The sequence below is a fragment of the Shewanella zhangzhouensis genome (assembly GCF_019457615.1).
GTDB classification, from domain to species: Bacteria; Pseudomonadota; Gammaproteobacteria; order Enterobacterales; family Shewanellaceae; genus Shewanella; species Shewanella zhangzhouensis.
Window position 1 is genome coordinate 1,413,942 of the sequence record NZ_CP080414.1, and the last position, 16,162, is coordinate 1,430,103.

The window sequence follows — 16,162 nt, forward strand, 5'->3', positions numbered from 1 at the left end:
GTTATGGCTGAGTACCAGACCGCGAGGATCCGCAACTTTGCCTTGCTTGGGCATACCGGAGCGGGTAAGTCCTCGCTGCTTGAGGCACTGCTTTATGGTGCCAGGGTAATAAACCAGCGGGGCAGGGTGGATAAGGGCACAAATCATGCCGATTTCACTGCCCAGGAAAAAGCCCACCAACATAGTCTCGAACCATCCTTCCTCAATCTCGATTTCGACGAACACCACATCAACCTTATTGATACCCCCGGATTACCCGACTTTTTCGGACGCGCCCTGCTGCCATTGCCCGCCGTTGAATCTGTGTTGCTGGTGGTGAATGCCGCCACTGGCATAGAGCCGGTTACCGCCAGAGCATTTGAAGCCGCACGGGCACAGGGCAAGGTGGTGTGTATCTGTGTGAACCACATCGATGGGCATTTGGATAAGTTGCCCGCCATTATCGAAGAGCTGCAAACCACCTTCGGCCCCCGTTGTCTGCCCGTTAATCTGCCGTCTGCCGATGGAAACGACGTGGTTGACTGCTACTTGCACTGCGAAGATACCCGCCCCACGCTGTTTTCCCAGGCTGCTTCTGCACGGGATGAGCTGGTGGACACAGTGCTTGAAGAAGATGAAGCCCTGATGACCTTGTATTTGGAGCAGGGTGAAATGCTCAGTGCCGAACAGCTCCATGAGCCTTTGGAGACGGCGCTCAGAATGGGGCATCTGGTGCCTATTTGCTTTACCAGTGCAGAGCTTGATATCGGTATCGGCTCTTTGCTTGAAATCATGGTTAAGCTGATGCCCAGTCCGCTGGAGGCCAATCCGCCCCAGTTTATCAAAGGCTTCGGCGACAAGGCCGTGCCGGTTGATGTGACCCAAAGCCCCGACGATCATGTGCTGGCACAGGTGTTCAGGGTGGGTATAGACCCCTATTTTGGCCGGGTGGCCGTGTTCCGTTTGTATCAGGGGATGATGGAAGCGGGTATGCGGCTCTTTATTGGTGCCGACCGCAAGCCGGTGAAGGTGGCTCACCTTATCAAGCTTCAGGGCGCCGAAACCACTGAGGTAGAAAAGGCCATTCCCGGCGATATCTGCGCGCTTTGCAAAATTGATGAGCTGGAAGTGGGTTCGGTACTGCACGACAGCCACGACGAAGATGAATTCCATCTGCGGGAGCTGAAAATGCCCCAGCCGATTTTTGGTCTGGCGGTATCGCCCAAACGCCGGGGCGATGAGCAGAAAATTGCCGAGGTGCTGGCCAAACTGATTGCTGAAGACCCCAGCCTGGCGGTGTCGCAAAACGATGCGGAAGGCCAGACGGTGCTGAGTGGTTTAGGGGATCTGCATTTGCAGATTGCACTGGAAAAAGCCCAGAGCGTGTTCAGGGTCGATATGGAGACCTGTAAGCCGGCGGTGGCGTACCGGGAAACCGTGTGTAAAGCGGCAACGGCCCGCTATCGGCACAAGAAGCAGTCCGGTGGCGCCGGGCAGTTTGGTGAAGTGGAGCTGACCGTCGAGCCACTGCCACGGGGACAAGGGTTTGAATTTGTTTCCAAAGTAGTTGGCGGCGCCGTGCCCACCCAGTTTGTTCCTGCGGTGGAAAAAGGCGTACGGGAAGCACTCAAGGTGGGCCGTCTTGGCGGATATCCGGTGGAAGATGTGCGGGTTACTCTGCTCGATGGTAAGCACCACAGCGTTGACTCCAAGGAAATTGCCTTCGTGATGGCTGGTAAAAAAGCCTTCTATGACGCCTTTTTGCAGGCAAATCCGGTGATTTTGGAGCCTCTGGTATCCATGGAAATTCTGGTGGGCGCCGAGGATGTGGGCGACATTACAGGGCACCTCAGCTCCAGCAGAGCCATGGTGTGCGGCACCGAAGCCCGCCGTGATGGCAAGGTAAAGGTATTGGCCGAAGCACCCCTGTCCACCGTGGATGACTATGCTACCCGGCTTAAGTCCATGACCTCTGGCGAAGGGGAGTTCACCTTAAGCTTTGCCCGCTATGAGGTCGTTCCCCCTGGGGTGCAGCAAAGCCTGCTGCGCACCATAGAGGATAAAGACGACTAGGTCTGCTGTTTGTCAGCAGCTGTTTACAGACATCTCTCCCAAACCTTTGCGGCGCTTTGTGGACCTCCCCCAGCGCCGCTTTTTTATGTCTTGGGTTTGCGCGCCAGGGACGGGGTAGAACATCCTGAATGGCGCGAGGTGGTGAACATCCGGGACACAAGGGCCGTGGGTACAGGTGAAAGGCCTCCGAAACCCGGTTGGTGTCGGTTATACTCTGTCGGCCGTTTTATGCCTTTTTATCACCCACGCGAGTAGCCAATGCCCAATTCTGTTCCCAACCGCGGTTTAACCCTGACCTTGACCCTGGTGACATTGCCCGGGCTTAGGGATGTGGGGGAGGAGATTGAGCAGTTGGCGCATCGTTGCAGTCACTGGCTCAGCGATGATGAGCTGGCACGCATTGGCAGAGCGACCTTGCCCGGTTTGTCACTGCGACAACGCCTGGTGAGGCTCTGTCTCAGAGCCGAGCTTGCGCGCCAGACCCAGACGGCTCCCGACGCCTTTCGTTTCGATTACGGCCCTCAGGGCAAGCCGGAATTACGACGGACACAAGGCAGACCCTTTGCCTTTAACCTCAGCCACAGTGGTGACCGGCTGCTGCTGGGGGTGATGAGTGGGCAAGATGACGGAAGCGAATATGACAATGACTTGTATCTTGGCGTGGATATAGAGCGAAAACGCACCAACACCGACATCAACGCCATTTACCGCCACTATTTTTCGGCGCCAGAACAGGCTTATCTGGTGTCACTGGATAATGCCTGTAAGCGGGATGCCTTTTTTGATTTGTGGGCGTTAAAGGAGTCGTACATCAAGGCAACCGGCAGGGGGCTCGCTGAGGGATTGCAAAGCTTTGCCTTCGACCTTGAGCAGGCAGCTCTAACGGAGATGGAAGGCTTTACCCATTTTTATCAAGGCCTTGAGCCAAAACTTATCGGTCAGGACACGGGGGGTATCAAGTGGCAATCCTGGCTTGGACACATAGACAGTGATTATCGCGTGGCCGTTACCCTAGGAGCCATTAGGGACGTTGGCACAGAACTGACGCTGACACAGCGCTCATTGCAAAGCTTGCTGAGCGAGTGCAATTCCCACATTCCGTTTTAACGCTTAAGCTCCGTTTTAATGTTTGAGTTCCGCTATAACGCAAGCTCAAGCCGTAGCTTCAATCGTTTCCCAAAAATAAAGCAGCCCGATGGCTGCTTTATTTGTTGCCTTAACGCTTACGTGCCTTATTGGCGTGCCAGACGATTGTTTTCCGGCAGGTGCTCGAAGTCACTGCGAAACGGATTGATGTCCAGCCCACCGCGGCGGGTGTAGCGAGCGAATACCGTCAGCTTACTGCAACCACAATAGTGTTTAAGATCGGTAAAGATACGCTCAACACATTGCTCGTGGAACTCGTTATGCTGTCGGAACGAGATGAGATAACGCAGCAATTTCTCTCTGTCTATCTTGGGACCCTGATAACGGATCATCACACTGCCCCAATCCGGTTGCGAGGTGATAAGGCAGTTTGACTTGAGCAGGTTGGAGTTCAGTGTCTCTGCCACCAATTGCTTGTCGTCAGTGCTGTTTTCAAGATAGTCCGGATTGAAGTCGTAGTTATCGACTTCGATGTCCAGATCGTCGATACAGGTACCTGGCAGCTCTACTATCCGGGCCAGACCAAAGTGTTTGGGCTCAATCACCTTGACCTTGACCTCGCCATTGGCGCACTGGGCCAAGTCTTTTTCCAGGGTACGGCTGACATCGTCAACTGAGTCAAAGCGGGTCTGGTTGAAGCTGTTGAGGTACAGTTTAAAGGACTTGGACTCGATCAGGTTTTCGCTGTTTACATCCAGTTGAACATCCAGAATGGCCACCATGGGCTTGCCCTTGGCATTCAGCCAGGACAGCTCATAGCCGGTCCAGAGATCGGTTCCGTGAAAAGGCAACGTGCCTGTGAGGGCGATGGCATCCCGATTGAGTTTTCTGGGAACCCCTTGCAGCAGCGATGGCGCATACTCGGCCTGATACTCTGTGGTCTGACCCAGGGTCAGCCCCTCAAGCTCGGCGGCACCACTATAGGGATCGTGATTTCGTGTCATCAAACATCTTTCCGTGTCAAAATAGGGGCACATTATAACCTAGTTTGGACGGTTCTTAAGTGTCTTGTCTGGCTGCACTGACAAAATTTCACGAAATCTATAAAGCCGCCTTCGTGGAGCGATTGGGTGAACTGCCCCGTTGTTTTACCCACGGCAGGCCCTCTCCTTGCCTGGCTGACGACGCACTTGCCGTCAGCGACGAGCCCCAGCCTTGGCAGATGGTTTCAAGGCAAGAAGTCGCGGTATTCGACAACGTATCCCATGCCATGGATATCGAATTACACCGCGATATCAACGATTTTTATGGACATGTATTTGCCGGTCCGTTGCAGTTCGATTCCCCCTGGGGCGAAGGGGAGCTCATTCAAATTTGGAACGAAGACGATTTTGTGTTGTTGCAGCAAAACATACTCGGCCATCTGATGATGAAAAAGCAGCTCAAGCAGCCCCAGACCTGGTTTGTCGGCTTGATTGGCGACGTGGATGAGATGGTCTCGGTAAACAATGCCGATGGCAGTGTCTGGCGTGAGGTTGCAGGGCAGGAGCCCCATGAGCAATTGGCAGAGAGTCTCGAAGCGTTTTTGCTGCAGCTAACCCCCAGGGTAGCGCCGCCTCAGCGCCATCAGGAGTCAGCGGTTACAGTAAATTCGCATCCGGGCATTTTCGCCAGTCTCAAGCGGATGTGGCAAAACCTGACGGGCCGCTGAATAGTAAATCCGAAGCATCAAAAAGGCGCCTTCTGGCGCCTTTTTTGTTGGCCACGTTTTGTTGGTCAAGGTTGGCAGATTTACCTGATGTCTATCCGGTTTACTGATAATCCCAGGACAGATTGGAGACAATACGACAGGGCTCGCAGCGGAAATGGAACATGTCGAGCAGTGGCTCATCCAAACGCCAGTCTGTACTGCCACAGCGGGGACAGGGCCGCGCCAGCTCATCCTGTAAACTGCTGCCGCCTACTCGATACAAGTAGTAGTAGGTGGGGATTTTGGTGAGGTATTCGATGCGCCCACGGAGATCCCAGCCGCGGCGAAACAGATCGCTGCCGACATTACAAAGCTCATCCAGCGCTGCAAATTCCGCCTTGGTAGCAGAGGCCATCTGCAACTCGTCGCAGGCCTGCCACTCGGTCTGCCAGCGGATCAATTGCTTGTGATCGCCATTAAAGGTTGCCGGCAGCTTGTAGAGCGGGATTGGCAGCAGGTTATCTCCGCTGCGCACCGGTGAACACATGTGCACATAGCTGGTGTACAGCAGTTGCCACTCGGGTGTGTGAGTGGCGCTTTCATTGGCATTGATGTCCTGCCCTAAGAGTTTTTCCCTTGGAGGCAGTATCTTGGCATCAGTGAGTCCTTTTAAGGCTGCTTTGGCCCACGGGCTGTTATGGCGGTTAGCCAGACTATCCTGTGCCGGCAACATCAGGCGCGCCTTAAACTCGCCGTCGTTAAAGCTGACCGCAAACTCGCGACCGAGAATTTGTCCGTTGGCTCGCCAGGCTTCGAGCAGGTGATTGATGGCATGCTGAGCTGCACTGATGGTGGTGTCTGCAAAACACTCAAAACGCACTTCGCAAACGAACATCAGTGTTTACCCTCTTCGAGCGATTTGAGGCGCTCATTCAGGTTCTGGCATAAGGTCTCAAGCATGGCTACCCGCTGACGCAGTGCATCCAGCTCAGACGGTGCTGTTGTTCTGGGCTCTTCGCTGATGGGTGTTGCCAGTTTTGCTTTGTCGGCATGACTGAGTTGCTTGTACTGAGTCAAGCCCTTGATGATGACCGGCATAGGGACGGCCTGCGCCAGATTGGCCTTGATGAGGGCCACACTGGGCTCCAGGCCTTTCTGTTCCAAAGAACGGGCAACTGCCAGCACCTGCTCAATTTGACTCATAGTTAGTGAAATTCCTTAATAGATCCACAAGCAAAAAATTAAATCATCTATAAAACAATTGCTTATATTTTGGCTTGTTTCTTGCTGACCCTTGACCGCTATGGCTGTGAGTTTACCACAGCGGTCATCATAAGGAGAAAAGGAATGAAAGCAGTTTATTTGGGGCTAATGTTAGCCGGGAGTTTGGTGCTCGGTGGTTGCGTGGTTAATGTGGGTGACGGTGTCAGCAGTTATCAGGATTGGGAAAAAACGCAGCAGGTTAACAGAGATCATCTGACGCAGCTCAGCTTGGGGATGGATAAATCCCAGGTACTGACATTGATGGGTAAAGCGGATTTCCATGAAGCCTGGCAGGCCGATGGTAAAGAAGTGCAGGTGTTTTTTTACCGCACCCACAGATTACACGGTGATGGCAGCACCACCAAAGAAGAATGCACACCTGTGGTACTGCACGATAACCGTTTGGTTGGCTGGGGTGAAACTGCCTATCGCAAGGGCTGATCTATTTACGTAGCCGGGTGTCCAACAGGTCAATGAGTTCTGACCAGTTGGCATCCATTTCAAGCGATTCTTTTAAAAATCCGGCTTGTGCCGGCGTCCAGAAGTCGGCCTGCCAGATGGCCAGGTCGGCGCCTATTGTGTGATTATCAATGAATTGGCTGATGGCCTTATCACTGCTGTCCAGCCCCAACTGTTCAAATAAATGACTGAGATCCACGGGAGTTGTATCCATCTTAATCCTCCGGCTGACACCATGGGTTAATAATTGATTGCTCGCGTTAAAAAGGCAAACTCGATTAATAATTGCACTTTTTTTAAGGCTTGTTACATTGGTTTGTGTGTGATCTGGATCAAGGAATAACAAGAGTGGAACACCAGACTCAGGAAAGGTTTCGCGCTGTTTATCTCACCGCTGAAGATTTGAGAGTTGCCGCCTCAATTCTTTATAACGCATACCATGATGACCCGTTTTTCATGCAAACCCTTGGGTACGAAGACAAGGTATCCTACGAGCAAAAGCTCAGGGCAGCCATCCGTGAAGAGCTTAACGAGCTGTGGCAACAGGAGCAAACCCTGGTGGGTTGGTTTGATGAAGACCGTCTGATAGGCATTGCCTGCGTGGTTAGCCAACATGCGCCCTTGGGGGAAGCTAAAAATTGGCATTGGCGCCTGAAAATGTTGTTGGGTACAGGGTGGCAGTCCACCCAGATGATCTTGAAAAAAGAGGCCCAAATTTTGGAGCATCTGCCCGGTAAGGCCTGTGGCATTTTGCAGTTTATTGCGCTGGCGCCAACAGAGCAGGGTAAAGGGCACGGCCAGCAACTGCTCAAAGCAGTGCAGTCCTGGTGTGACGATCAACCTGAGTTGGATGGCATAGGGGTATTTGTCAGCCATCCATCGCATAAGCATCTTTTCCAATCCAATGGTTTTGAAAGCCTTGGTCCCATTCACTTTGATAAAGTGGAAGGTGAGTTGATGTTTTATCGCAGGCCATCCAATGAAGCCTAAGTTTCAGAGTTTCAGAGAGTTTTACCCCTATTATCTCAGTGAACACGCCCATCCGCTTTGCCGCGCCTTACACTACCTGGGATCATCCTTGGTGCTGTTACTTCTGCTTATTCTGTTAATTTCAGGTGAGTGGCAGTGGGCCTGGTTATTGCCGGTAGTGGGATATGGCTTTGCCTGGATAGGTCATTTTTTTATTGAAAAAAACCGGCCTGCGACATTTCGTCATCCCTGGTACAGCTTTCTGGGTGATTGGGTAATGCTGTGGGATTTTATTTCCGGCAAAAAACGCAACACATGTGACTGATACAGATCTCTATTGTCCGTGTGAGACATATCTCACACGCGGCGTAGGACAAAATGGCTAAATCTCTCCGACATAGACTACCCGCTTGGGGCTGCCTCCTTCAAAAACATCAAGTTACCAGATGTATAGGTGTTTTAAGCCCATCATTAAGCATCCAGTGCCTGGGTGTGACACCGTGTTCCTCCCCCGTATTTGTTAGACTTTATTTGCAGTCAGGGAATGACTCACACGCTGAATAAGGATGTTCCAATTCCATCGGTGCCAATGAAGGTGCCGCGCCCGGCAGGATGCGCAGGGTATCAGGCAGGTCAGGGACGCAGTGGCCGTAAGGACAGGCAGGATGCCTGAGTCAGGATGACAGCAGGATATTCAGGACAGGTTCAGGATGAACAGCACCGTTAAGGATTAGCGGTTAATGGAATCAGTGCTGAAAGGATCAGTAAGCAGGACGCGATAAGGATAGCGCTCAGGGATGCAGCAGGAACGGTAGCTGGAAGCGACCGGTCAAAGGATTGAGTACGAAAGTACAGGGAACATGGCCAGGATGCCAGGGATATGCTGGATGCAACGAGACGCATGGATGGTGCAGGGAGCACAACTTAGCGGGATGGCTAACAAGGTAAAAATGGGGCGCGCCTTTAAGACGCGCCCTTTTTCTTTGCGTCAGTTTTCCATTTGCCCGTTAATTGGCGCTGTCGATAGTCAGACCGCTGAGTACTGTCCGGGGGTTAAGACAAACTGACTACATGCCGTGTGAGATATTTCTCACACCTTATGTAAGATATGCGGGTTTGTGCATGGGATGAATTTCCTTATGGAAATTAAATAATGAATGAAAACATGCAAATAGATTTGATTTTGTCCTGTGACATTTTTGCGTCAGTGATCACAATCGTGTAAACCCCATCCCTAAACTCGCTGCAATCAGTAAAATTCAAATTGTCGAGGGAATGATGCTGGCAAAGGATGCCAAATCAGGACGATGACAGGAAAGTCTCCAGGAACGGAGCACCGATGCAGGATGTATCGGACAAGGAAGTAAATCACAGGATGTGCCAACAGGATGTTGGAATAGCGGCAAAGGACGCCAGAGCTCTCCAGGAAGGAAAGTTTGAGTGCCCCGGATGGCGCAAAACACGGACGGTTGAGTATGGAAACTCGTCAGGGATGAAGTCAGGACACGCTCACGGATGGAGCAGGCTCGGTCAAGGGATAACCGAGTGAGATGGAAAGTACGCAAGTACAGGGACAAGCAAAGGAAAGCCAAGGACGACGCAGGAAGCAACGCATACGCATGGATGGTGCAGGGAGCACAATAATAGCTGGATGGCTTAACAGGGAAACAGATGGGTGCGGTCCGAAAGGGCCGCACCCTTTCTTATTTTCAGCCTCTGTGTTTTGCCTGTTTAATCAGGTACGGACAGGTTGGAGACAGCTTTCCATCAACGTCTCAACTTATCCGCATCTAAGAATCTCGTCTTATCGCTCTCTTATGCTGATGTTAACCAAGCGCACTGATTCACAATACGATGAAATGGCTTACACTGGGAGAGCGGCTAAGCTAAGTGCTAGAGGCAAGTTGTGTCGCCAATTGAAGGCAAAGCTTGGTAAAGAGCAACGCTTTGTGTTGGTTAACGCGTTCTTATCCGGAATCGATTGCTTGCATCGGTGTTATGTCAGTCGCCATTCCTGGCACTAAAAATAGAGCGGGCCGGTGCCCGCTCTTCGATGCGTTATTCGATTTAACCTGCGAACGAACTCCTGACTGACATTCCGATGAGGGTTGTTTTCCCTATGGAAATAGCGGCATTCGCGCGGCTTAAGGCTTACACTCAGCGACAGCTTCCGGAACTACAATTACTTTTGCTGCCGCAGCCCCCACCCAATGAACCCCTTGCTGTAGGCGCCTGATGCCATTCAGGTTCGGGAAAAATCGGCCATTCAATTTTCTGAATCTTTTTGCCCAGCATATGAATTTGGCCCCGATATTGATTGATGCCATCGGTCGAGAACTCAAACAGATAACTTGCTTTCCAACCTATTCCGGTACTGGCTCCCAAAGTTGGTTTGGCACTGAGCTGGGCAATTGCCAGTAATTGCACGTTTTGGCGCTTTGCTTCTTTTTCGGCGAACATGCGGGCAATTTCTGCCATTTGTCTCAATTGCCAGAAAAACGCTGCAATCAAAGCAACGCCAAGGAGTAAAAGCAAGTCGGTCATCATGATTTGGTCGCCTTGAAGAGTCCGCCGATGGCCAGAGACAGGGCATCGCTGCGATTCGGGTCCCGGATAGCCATCAGCATGGACGTGCGCAGTGCCGGGATAGCCACAATATCAGCAAAGACTTGATTGAAAAAGTCTTGCGGCATCAAGGCCAGCGCTTCCAGGAAGTTTTTGCGACACACATCATCCCGCAGCGCCAACCAATTCCGTCCTGCGATGCAGATCAGCACCTCTTCGGTTAGCAGCCGCTTCTCGGTCAGGGTGGCGATGGCTTGCACAGAGGCATCAGATTGGCTGCCAAGGGCGCGCAAAAAATAGATGAGACGTGCATCCCTGTATTCTTCGAGGCCCGCCAAGAGCGCGTCTTTTACTTCATCAGATACCAGCACATGTTCGAGGCACTGACAGAGGGCTATCTGAACTTCCATAGGCGCATTGTTCAGGGCACGGGCCACTATGGTAGCATGGTCCAACTCACCGAGTCTGACACAGATGTCGGCGAGCCCCTGAAACCCCACGTTCGGCCAGGACTCTGCCGGCAGTTGGCCTGACAGATACTGAGCGGCAAATTCATACTGACTGGAGGCCGCACGTCCCAGATGACGGCGCACCAACGCATTAAATATAGCCAGTTTCTCCTGAGTGGGTTTAAAGCTGAACGGATGATTGGCCATCTTCTGCTGCTCATCTTCGCTCAGCGTTCGGGTCAAATCCTGACCAAGCGCCTCCAAAATCATTTGAATGAACTGGCTGCGCGGTGCGGGGCTCAGCAGGCCCCGCTCATCCAGCGGCAGACTGATAAACCACACAAAGTGCTGTTCGCTGGCATCCCAAAATACCAGTGCCATTTTGGCGTGCCCCTGAATGGGGTAAGGGTAGGGGGCCTGCAATGCTTCAATTTGGGCAAAGGCCATGGCGTCGATATGTTGCACCCGACGCCCGAGATCGTACACCTGAAACTGGGTCTTGGCGGTGGAAAGAAATTGACTGATGCTGGTGATTTCTGCCATCTGAAAGCGGCCTGTAAAAGAGAGTGTTCCGATGGGGCGCCATTATAGGGTTAAGTGGCGCAAGATGGTACAATTGCCCTTTTCAGCAGAGTCTTTCCCCATGTCCGCTGCCCGTTTGCCCATGTTCGACACTAAACTGATTTCACTGCTTGACGAGTTGGAACATGCGCTTAAAGCCGCGTTGCTGTGGCGGGATGAGATGCCAACAGCACAAGCCCTGGCCAGTCAGGCCCCATTCGGTTGTGACTTATTGGCGTTTGAAGAGTGGCTGCAGTTTATCTTTTTGCCACGGTTTCGCACGCTTCTGGAGACAGGACAGCCACTCCCCTCGGCGATGTCCGTATTGCCTATGGCCCAGCATGTTTGGGGCACTCACGAAGACAAAGACACCCTGTTGATTATCCTTGCAAATCTGGATGATGCCGTTAATGGAAAATGAAACAGTACAGGCCGGTACTTTTGAGTTGGCATTTGCCGACACGGCGCCTGCCATTGAAATCCTCTACGAAGATGAAGCCATGGTGGCCATTCATAAGCCTGCCGGGCTGCTTGTGCATCGCACATATCTAGCGCGAAAGGAACATTGGTTTGCGATGCAGCTGACAAGGGATCTGGTGGGTTGTCATGTGTTTCCGGTTCACCGTCTTGACCGGCCAACATCGGGTGTATTGCTCTTTGCCAAATCCAGCGAGGTGGCCAATAGCCTGTGCGGTCAGTTTGCCAGCCACAACATCCGCAAACACTATCTGGCATTGGTTCGCGGCAATATGTTTGACGCAGGCGTACTTGATTACGCTCTCAAAGAAGAGCTTGATGAGTTAGCCGATAAAGACGTTGACCCCGATAAGCCTGCCCAGGAGGCGATTACGGCTTACCGGCCACTGCTGAACAGTGAAATTCCCTATTCATCCGGACGTTATCCAAGCAGCCGTTTTGCCCTGATGCATCTGCAGCCCCAAACGGGACGCAAACATCAACTACGCAGGCATATGGCGCATCTGCGCCATCCTATCGTGGGTGATACAACCCATGGTGATGGCAAGCAAAACCGCTTTTTCCGCGAGCACTTTGGGGTCAATCGCTTGTGGCTGATTGCGAAACGATTGGAGCTGACACACCCACTTACGGGGGGGCCTATCGCCATTGAAACTGAATTGGAGCCTGAGTGGCTTAATGTGTTTTCCGGGCTGGGATGGGACGAGGCAACCTTGGCATTATCACCATCCATGCTTATTGCCTGATCAGCCTGTTTGTTTCAGCCTTGCTTTGATTTCGGCAAGGCTGACAAAACCTGCCACTTGAGTATGGGGAACATCGGGCCAGATTTTTTGACTTTGAAAGTAACGGCTTCGTCTGTGCTGACAGGCTTTGTGCTGTTTCTTGCGGCAGCTCGGTTGCATGGCGTGCTTCCCGTAAATGAGCATCCGTCCATGGTTATCTGTGCTTCAAATCTGTCCTTCCCCGAAAAGGGCTTGAAGCAGAACCCTTAACAAGGTAGCACGAATAACGGAAATGTCGCCAATGAATATGATAACTTGCCTGTGATTGGTGCTTTCGCGTATGTTTGAGTCCATATTACTGATTATTTTAAATTAAACCGGGAGATTTACCCCGAAATGAAACACGTTGACCTGGCATTCGGTACTGTTTATGGCAGCGCGCAGTTTGTGGCTGAAACCCTGGCAGACGAACTCGCAGTTCTGGGTTATGGCGTGCGGCTATGGCAATCCCATGAGCTGAACGCCTTCACTCCCAGTAATGAAGGATTATTGATTCTGGTGTCGTCCACCACTGGCAGCGGTGATTTACCGGAAGACATCCAATCCTGGTATTACCGCATCCAATCCACCGCGCCCTATCTACCCGGTCTTCATTACAGCGTCATTGGCCTGGGAGATTCCAGCTACAGCGAGTTTTGTGGTGCCGGCGAAAAGTTGGATGCACTCTTTGCAGAGTTGGGGGCCAAACAGGTCCTGCCGCTGCTGCGCATAGATGCAATGGAAACCATGGAACCGGAATTAGAGGCCAAAACGTGGCTGACGCAATGGCACCAGCAAGTTCAGCACGGCCTGAACGACTAACCCGCCTGAACCGTCACTGGTTCAGGTTTGCCCAGCGGCTGTCCCAAACGCTGCTTATTCCCATCGCCATACTGCCGGCAGCGGGCGTCATGATAGGGATTGCAACCAATCCCTTGCCCTTTATTCCGGATGTGTTCAATGTGTTGATGTTGAGTGTAGGCAAGCTCATCTTCGACATTATGCCCATGCTGTTTGCCATTGCCGTCGCCATTGGTTTCTGCCGCGATCAGGGTATTGCCGCCTTCTCTGCTGCCTTTGGCTATGGTGTGCTGCTGTCTACTCTGGCAGCGGCAGCCAAGGTCTATCATTTGCCCTCCCACATAGTCTGGGGTACGCCCACCATAGATACCGGCATAGCCGGCGGCATGTTGGTGGGGGGGATCACCTGCGTTGCGGTGCGACTCAGTGAAAAACTCAGGCTGCCTGCCGTGTTTTCGTTTTTTGAAGGCAGACGCAGTGCCCCGCTGATAATGATCCCCTTGGTCATGTTGCTCGCGGTGATGCTGGCGTTTATCTGGCCGCCACTTGCCTTATCCATTGAGCGTTTATCTGACTGGGCCGTGTATCAGGAGCCTGCGATTGCTTTTGGATTTTACGGCATGGTTGAGCGGTTATTGCTGCCACTTGGGCTTCACCATATCTGGAATGCGCCGTTTTATCTGGAAGTGGGTCAGTATGCCCATGATGGCGACATTGTACGGGGGGAGATGGCGAGATATTTTGCCGGCGATCCCTCTGCGGGTAACCTTGCAGGTGGCTACCTGATTAAAATGTGGGGACTGCCCGCTGCCGCACTGGCGATATGGCGCTGCGCCGACAAGAATCAACGCAACCGGGTGGCCGGGGTGATGTTATCGGCGGCGACCGCCAGCTGGCTGACCGGGGTGACCGAGCCGATAGAATTTGCCTTTTTGTTTGTGGCACCACTCCTGTACCTGTGCCATGCCCTGCTGACTGGCCTAGCTTACAGCATCGCCATTTTGCTTGATATTCACCACAGTGTGGTATTTTCCCATGGTCTGGTGGATTTCGTACTCCTGTTTCCCCAATCGAGTAATACCCATTGGATTTGGTTCCTGGGGCCGCTGACATTTGTGATTTACTACATCCTGTTCCGGGCCTGTATTCTGGCCTTTAACCTGAAGACTCCCGGCCGCTTTGAAGCCGATACGGGCCAGCAGCGCAATTTGCTCGCCATCGTTTCAGCACTGGGCGGCGGCGGAAACATTGCCGATCTCTCTGCGTGCCTTACCCGTCTTAGGATCAGCGTTGCCGATCCCACCCAGGTAGACAGGCAAAGGTTGATGTCATTGGGAGCCAAAGGTGTCATTGTGGTGGGCAGTGGCGTTCAGTTGGTGTTTGGCACCAAGGCCGAGACTTTAAGAAAGCTGCTGCAGCGTTATCTGGATACCCGTAGCTAAGCCGTCTGTTGTGAAATCTTGAAATTTACTGCCAATTTTTTGCGTTTTTCCCTGTTTCCTCCCGTGTGTTTGCCTGATAGCTGATAAAAATCAGCGTAATTCGCTATTAATGCTGTGCCTGTGGCATGCTGCCCAAAATACAACGAATAGGGGAAGTGTGTGTTGCAACCATCAGATCGCCGGGTATTGATTACCGATTGTGCCGATGCCAAGGGGCTTATCGCCAAAATTACGGGCGTGTGTTTTGAAAATGGCCTCAACATCATCAAAAACGACGAGTTTGTCGATAATACCGAAGGGCGCTTTTTTATGCGTACCGAGCTGGAAGGCCTGGTAGATGAAGCCGGCTTACTTGGCGCGCTCGATGAGGTGCTGCCGGCACACCATCACACCAGCCTGAAGCCGGCCGGGCGCAAAAGAGTGGTGGTATTGGTGACCAAGGAGGCGCACTGCCTGGGTGACTTATTGATGAAGGCCTATTATGGCGCTCTGGACGTACATATTGCTGCCGTGGTGGGTAATTACGACAAACTCAAACCGCTCACAGAGAAATTTGATATTCCTTTTCATTATGTCAGCCACGAAGGGCTGGACAGACACCAGCATGAAGCGGCGCTGGCTGAGGTCATTGCGCCTTACGCCCCGGATTATCTGGTGCTTGCCAAGTTTATGCGTATTCTGACGCCGGAATTTGTTGCGCGATATCCCAATCGCATCATCAATATTCATCACTCGTTTTTGCCGGCCTTTATTGGTGCCAATCCCTACCGGCAGGCCTGGGAGCGCGGCGTGAAGATAATCGGGGCTACGGCTCACTTTGTGAATAATTGTCTGGATGAAGGTCCTATCATTAAGCAGGATGTCATTCACGTTGATCACAATTACAGTGCAGCGGAGATGGCAAGGGCAGGACGGGATGTGGAAAAATCGGTGTTGAGCCGGGCGCTGGGTTTGGTACTGGCCGATAAGGTCGTGGTTTACGGTAACAAAACCGTGGTGTTTTAACGCAGCACCCACCAAAAAGGCGCCTCGGCGCCTTTTTGTGCTACTTGTCGAACTCTACATAAAGCATTTCATCGGCGTGATTCATGGCCAAATCTTTGATGGTGACTTTACCTGGCAGGTAGCGGGCAATGCGTTCGGCAGTGCGGTTTGACCCGTTGGATACGGCGAAGTCATAGAAGGTTTCACCGTTGCAAACCAGGCGGGGGAACACCCGGGTTTCGTTAATGCGGTGTTCTTTCATAGTCGAATGGAATTGCACCTGGCTGTCACTCAATCCGGTTTTACATACTGCAATCAGCTTGTTTTCCACATCGGGGCTCATGGCGGCGGTTGCACCCAGACTCAGACATCCTAAAGTCAGTGCGGCAAAGGCGTGTTGTATCTTCATTTGTACTCTCCTCGTTGTACAGACACCCCTAGATTACAGCTCTCTCCTTACACAAAATCGACACATAAAGTATGTCATTCTGTATGAATTTGTGACTGTCCACCGTGCTGTATCCCCCATGGGGCCTGGTGGGGGATACTTTTGCATGCAGATTGGCAAGTGTTTGAAAATTGACTGGCGTAATGCACCGC

18 protein-coding genes are annotated in these 16,162 nt (G+C 52.2%); 11 read left to right on the plus strand and 7 right to left on the minus strand.

All coding sequences use genetic code 11. The features are described 5' to 3' along the window. Positions 1–3: 3 nt before the first annotated feature. Both fusA and K0H63_RS06105 read left to right on the plus strand, forming a co-directional pair. Positions 4–2,052 carry an elongation factor G gene (gene fusA, locus K0H63_RS06100; RefSeq protein ID WP_220067168.1) on the plus strand — a complete coding sequence of 683 codons (2,049 nt, stop codon included), beginning with the start codon at positions 4–6 and terminating at the stop codon, positions 2,050–2,052. Between the two features lie 258 nt (positions 2,053–2,310). Continuing rightward, positions 2,311–3,159 (plus strand): 4'-phosphopantetheinyl transferase family protein, encoded by an 849-nt coding sequence (locus K0H63_RS06105; RefSeq protein ID WP_220067169.1) that lies wholly within the window; start codon positions 2,311–2,313, stop codon positions 3,157–3,159. 125 nt (positions 3,160–3,284) lie between these two features. On the opposite strand, the gene queF is transcribed toward K0H63_RS06105, so the two are convergent. Beyond that, positions 3,285–4,142: an NADPH-dependent 7-cyano-7-deazaguanine reductase QueF gene (gene queF, locus K0H63_RS06110; RefSeq protein ID WP_220067170.1), complete on the minus strand. Its 858-nt coding sequence runs from the start codon at positions 4,140–4,142 to the stop codon at positions 3,285–3,287. 59 nt (positions 4,143–4,201) lie between these two features. Here queF and syd point away from each other — a divergent pair, with 59 nt between their 5' ends. After that, entirely contained in the window at positions 4,202–4,849 is a 648-nt protein-coding gene (gene syd, locus K0H63_RS06115) for a SecY-interacting protein (protein WP_220067171.1), read from the plus strand. Positions 4,850–4,949: 100 nt separating this feature from the next. Here the strand turns inward: syd and K0H63_RS06120 are convergent, their stop codons facing one another. Together K0H63_RS06120 and K0H63_RS06125 are read right to left on the minus strand one after the other, a co-directional pair. Further along, positions 4,950–5,723, minus strand: coding sequence for a Zn-ribbon-containing protein (locus tag K0H63_RS06120; protein WP_220067172.1), 774 nt, complete (start codon positions 5,721–5,723; stop codon positions 4,950–4,952). Beyond that, positions 5,723–6,031 carry a hypothetical protein gene (locus K0H63_RS06125; RefSeq protein ID WP_220067173.1) on the minus strand — a complete coding sequence of 103 codons (309 nt, stop codon included), beginning with the start codon at positions 6,029–6,031 and terminating at the stop codon, positions 5,723–5,725. The genes K0H63_RS06120 and K0H63_RS06125 overlap by 1 nt, the downstream gene beginning before the upstream one ends. A gap of 144 nt (positions 6,032–6,175) precedes the next feature. On the opposite strand from K0H63_RS06125, the gene K0H63_RS06130 reads away from it, so the two are divergent. After that, positions 6,176–6,532 (plus strand): DUF3192 domain-containing protein, encoded by a 357-nt coding sequence (locus K0H63_RS06130; RefSeq protein ID WP_220067174.1) that lies wholly within the window; start codon positions 6,176–6,178, stop codon positions 6,530–6,532. Position 6,533: 1 nt separating this feature from the next. Here K0H63_RS06130 and K0H63_RS06135 read toward each other — a convergent pair whose 3' ends face one another. After that, the gene (locus K0H63_RS06135; protein WP_220067175.1) at positions 6,534–6,764 is read right to left on the minus strand and encodes a DUF2789 domain-containing protein; all 231 of its coding nucleotides are present in this window, start codon (positions 6,762–6,764) and stop codon (positions 6,534–6,536) included. 134 nt (positions 6,765–6,898) lie between these two features. On the opposite strand from K0H63_RS06135, the gene K0H63_RS06140 reads away from it, so the two are divergent. After that, on the plus strand, positions 6,899–7,540 hold the full coding sequence (locus K0H63_RS06140) for a GNAT family N-acetyltransferase (RefSeq protein ID WP_220067176.1): 642 nt from the start codon (positions 6,899–6,901) through the stop codon (positions 7,538–7,540). Further along, positions 7,530–7,844 carry an Mpo1-like protein gene (locus K0H63_RS06145; protein WP_220067177.1) on the plus strand — a complete coding sequence of 105 codons (315 nt, stop codon included), beginning with the start codon at positions 7,530–7,532 and terminating at the stop codon, positions 7,842–7,844. Before K0H63_RS06140 ends, K0H63_RS06145 begins: the two co-directional genes overlap by 11 nt. Positions 7,845–9,676: 1,832 nt before the next feature. On the opposite strand, the gene K0H63_RS06150 is transcribed toward K0H63_RS06145, so the two are convergent. Together K0H63_RS06150 and K0H63_RS06155 are read right to left on the minus strand one after the other, a co-directional pair. Further along, positions 9,677–10,066 carry a DUF3301 domain-containing protein gene (locus K0H63_RS06150; protein WP_220067178.1) on the minus strand — a complete coding sequence of 130 codons (390 nt, stop codon included), beginning with the start codon at positions 10,064–10,066 and terminating at the stop codon, positions 9,677–9,679. Next, positions 10,063–11,076 (minus strand): DUF3549 family protein, encoded by a 1,014-nt coding sequence (locus tag K0H63_RS06155; protein WP_220067179.1) that lies wholly within the window; start codon positions 11,074–11,076, stop codon positions 10,063–10,065. The genes K0H63_RS06150 and K0H63_RS06155 overlap by 4 nt, the downstream gene beginning before the upstream one ends. Positions 11,077–11,140: 64 nt before the next feature. On the opposite strand from K0H63_RS06155, the gene K0H63_RS06160 reads away from it, so the two are divergent. From K0H63_RS06160 to purU, 5 genes are all read left to right on the plus strand, one after another. Continuing rightward, entirely contained in the window at positions 11,141–11,515 is a 375-nt protein-coding gene (locus K0H63_RS06160) for a YqcC family protein (RefSeq protein ID WP_258405665.1), read from the plus strand. Then, entirely contained in the window at positions 11,505–12,317 is an 813-nt protein-coding gene (truC, locus tag K0H63_RS06165) for a tRNA pseudouridine(65) synthase TruC (protein WP_258405666.1), read from the plus strand. The genes K0H63_RS06160 and truC overlap by 11 nt, the downstream gene beginning before the upstream one ends. Positions 12,318–12,692: 375 nt before the next feature. After that, complete coding sequence (locus K0H63_RS06170; protein WP_220067180.1) at positions 12,693–13,157, plus strand: flavodoxin; 465 nt, start codon at positions 12,693–12,695, stop codon at positions 13,155–13,157. Further along, a complete protein-coding gene (locus tag K0H63_RS06175; RefSeq protein WP_220067181.1) occupies positions 13,121–14,578 on the plus strand; it encodes a PTS transporter subunit EIIC in 1,458 nt (485 codons plus the stop codon). The genes K0H63_RS06170 and K0H63_RS06175 overlap by 37 nt, the downstream gene beginning before the upstream one ends. Before the next feature lie 159 nt (positions 14,579–14,737). After that, the gene (gene purU, locus K0H63_RS06180; RefSeq protein ID WP_220067182.1) at positions 14,738–15,583 is read left to right on the plus strand and encodes a formyltetrahydrofolate deformylase; all 846 of its coding nucleotides are present in this window, start codon (positions 14,738–14,740) and stop codon (positions 15,581–15,583) included. Positions 15,584–15,623: 40 nt separating this feature from the next. On the opposite strand, the gene K0H63_RS06185 is transcribed toward purU, so the two are convergent. Beyond that, entirely contained in the window at positions 15,624–15,971 is a 348-nt protein-coding gene (locus K0H63_RS06185; protein WP_220067183.1) for a DUF3718 domain-containing protein, read from the minus strand. Positions 15,972–16,162 lie beyond the last annotated feature (191 nt).

What these genes read in the sequence shown, in the direction of transcription:
- fusA (WP_220067168.1), top strand. Translation starts at nt 4, where the DNA reads ATGGCTGAGTACCAGACCGCGAGGATCCGCAACTTTGCCTTGCTTGGG.
- K0H63_RS06105 (WP_220067169.1), top strand. Translation starts at nt 2,311, where the DNA reads ATGCCCAATTCTGTTCCCAACCGCGGTTTAACCCTGACCTTGACCCTG.
- queF (WP_220067170.1), bottom strand. Translation starts at nt 4,142, where the DNA reads ATGACACGAAATCACGATCCCTATAGTGGTGCCGCCGAGCTTGAGGGG.
- K0H63_RS06120 (WP_220067172.1), bottom strand. Translation starts at nt 5,723, where the DNA reads ATGTTCGTTTGCGAAGTGCGTTTTGAGTGTTTTGCAGACACCACCATC.
- K0H63_RS06125 (WP_220067173.1), bottom strand. Translation starts at nt 6,031, where the DNA reads ATGAGTCAAATTGAGCAGGTGCTGGCAGTTGCCCGTTCTTTGGAACAG.
- K0H63_RS06130 (WP_220067174.1), top strand. Translation starts at nt 6,176, where the DNA reads ATGAAAGCAGTTTATTTGGGGCTAATGTTAGCCGGGAGTTTGGTGCTC.
- K0H63_RS06135 (WP_220067175.1), bottom strand. Translation starts at nt 6,764, where the DNA reads ATGGATACAACTCCCGTGGATCTCAGTCATTTATTTGAACAGTTGGGG.
- K0H63_RS06145 (WP_220067177.1), top strand. Translation starts at nt 7,530, where the DNA reads ATGAAGCCTAAGTTTCAGAGTTTCAGAGAGTTTTACCCCTATTATCTC.
- K0H63_RS06150 (WP_220067178.1), bottom strand. Translation starts at nt 10,066, where the DNA reads ATGATGACCGACTTGCTTTTACTCCTTGGCGTTGCTTTGATTGCAGCG.
- K0H63_RS06155 (WP_220067179.1), bottom strand. Translation starts at nt 11,076, where the DNA reads ATGGCAGAAATCACCAGCATCAGTCAATTTCTTTCCACCGCCAAGACC.
- K0H63_RS06160 (WP_258405665.1), top strand. Translation starts at nt 11,141, where the DNA reads ATGGTACAATTGCCCTTTTCAGCAGAGTCTTTCCCCATGTCCGCTGCC.
- truC (WP_258405666.1), top strand. Translation starts at nt 11,505, where the DNA reads ATGGAAAATGAAACAGTACAGGCCGGTACTTTTGAGTTGGCATTTGCC.
- K0H63_RS06170 (WP_220067180.1), top strand. Translation starts at nt 12,693, where the DNA reads ATGAAACACGTTGACCTGGCATTCGGTACTGTTTATGGCAGCGCGCAG.
- K0H63_RS06175 (WP_220067181.1), top strand. Translation starts at nt 13,121, where the DNA reads ATGGCACCAGCAAGTTCAGCACGGCCTGAACGACTAACCCGCCTGAAC.
- K0H63_RS06185 (WP_220067183.1), bottom strand. Translation starts at nt 15,971, where the DNA reads ATGAAGATACAACACGCCTTTGCCGCACTGACTTTAGGATGTCTGAGT.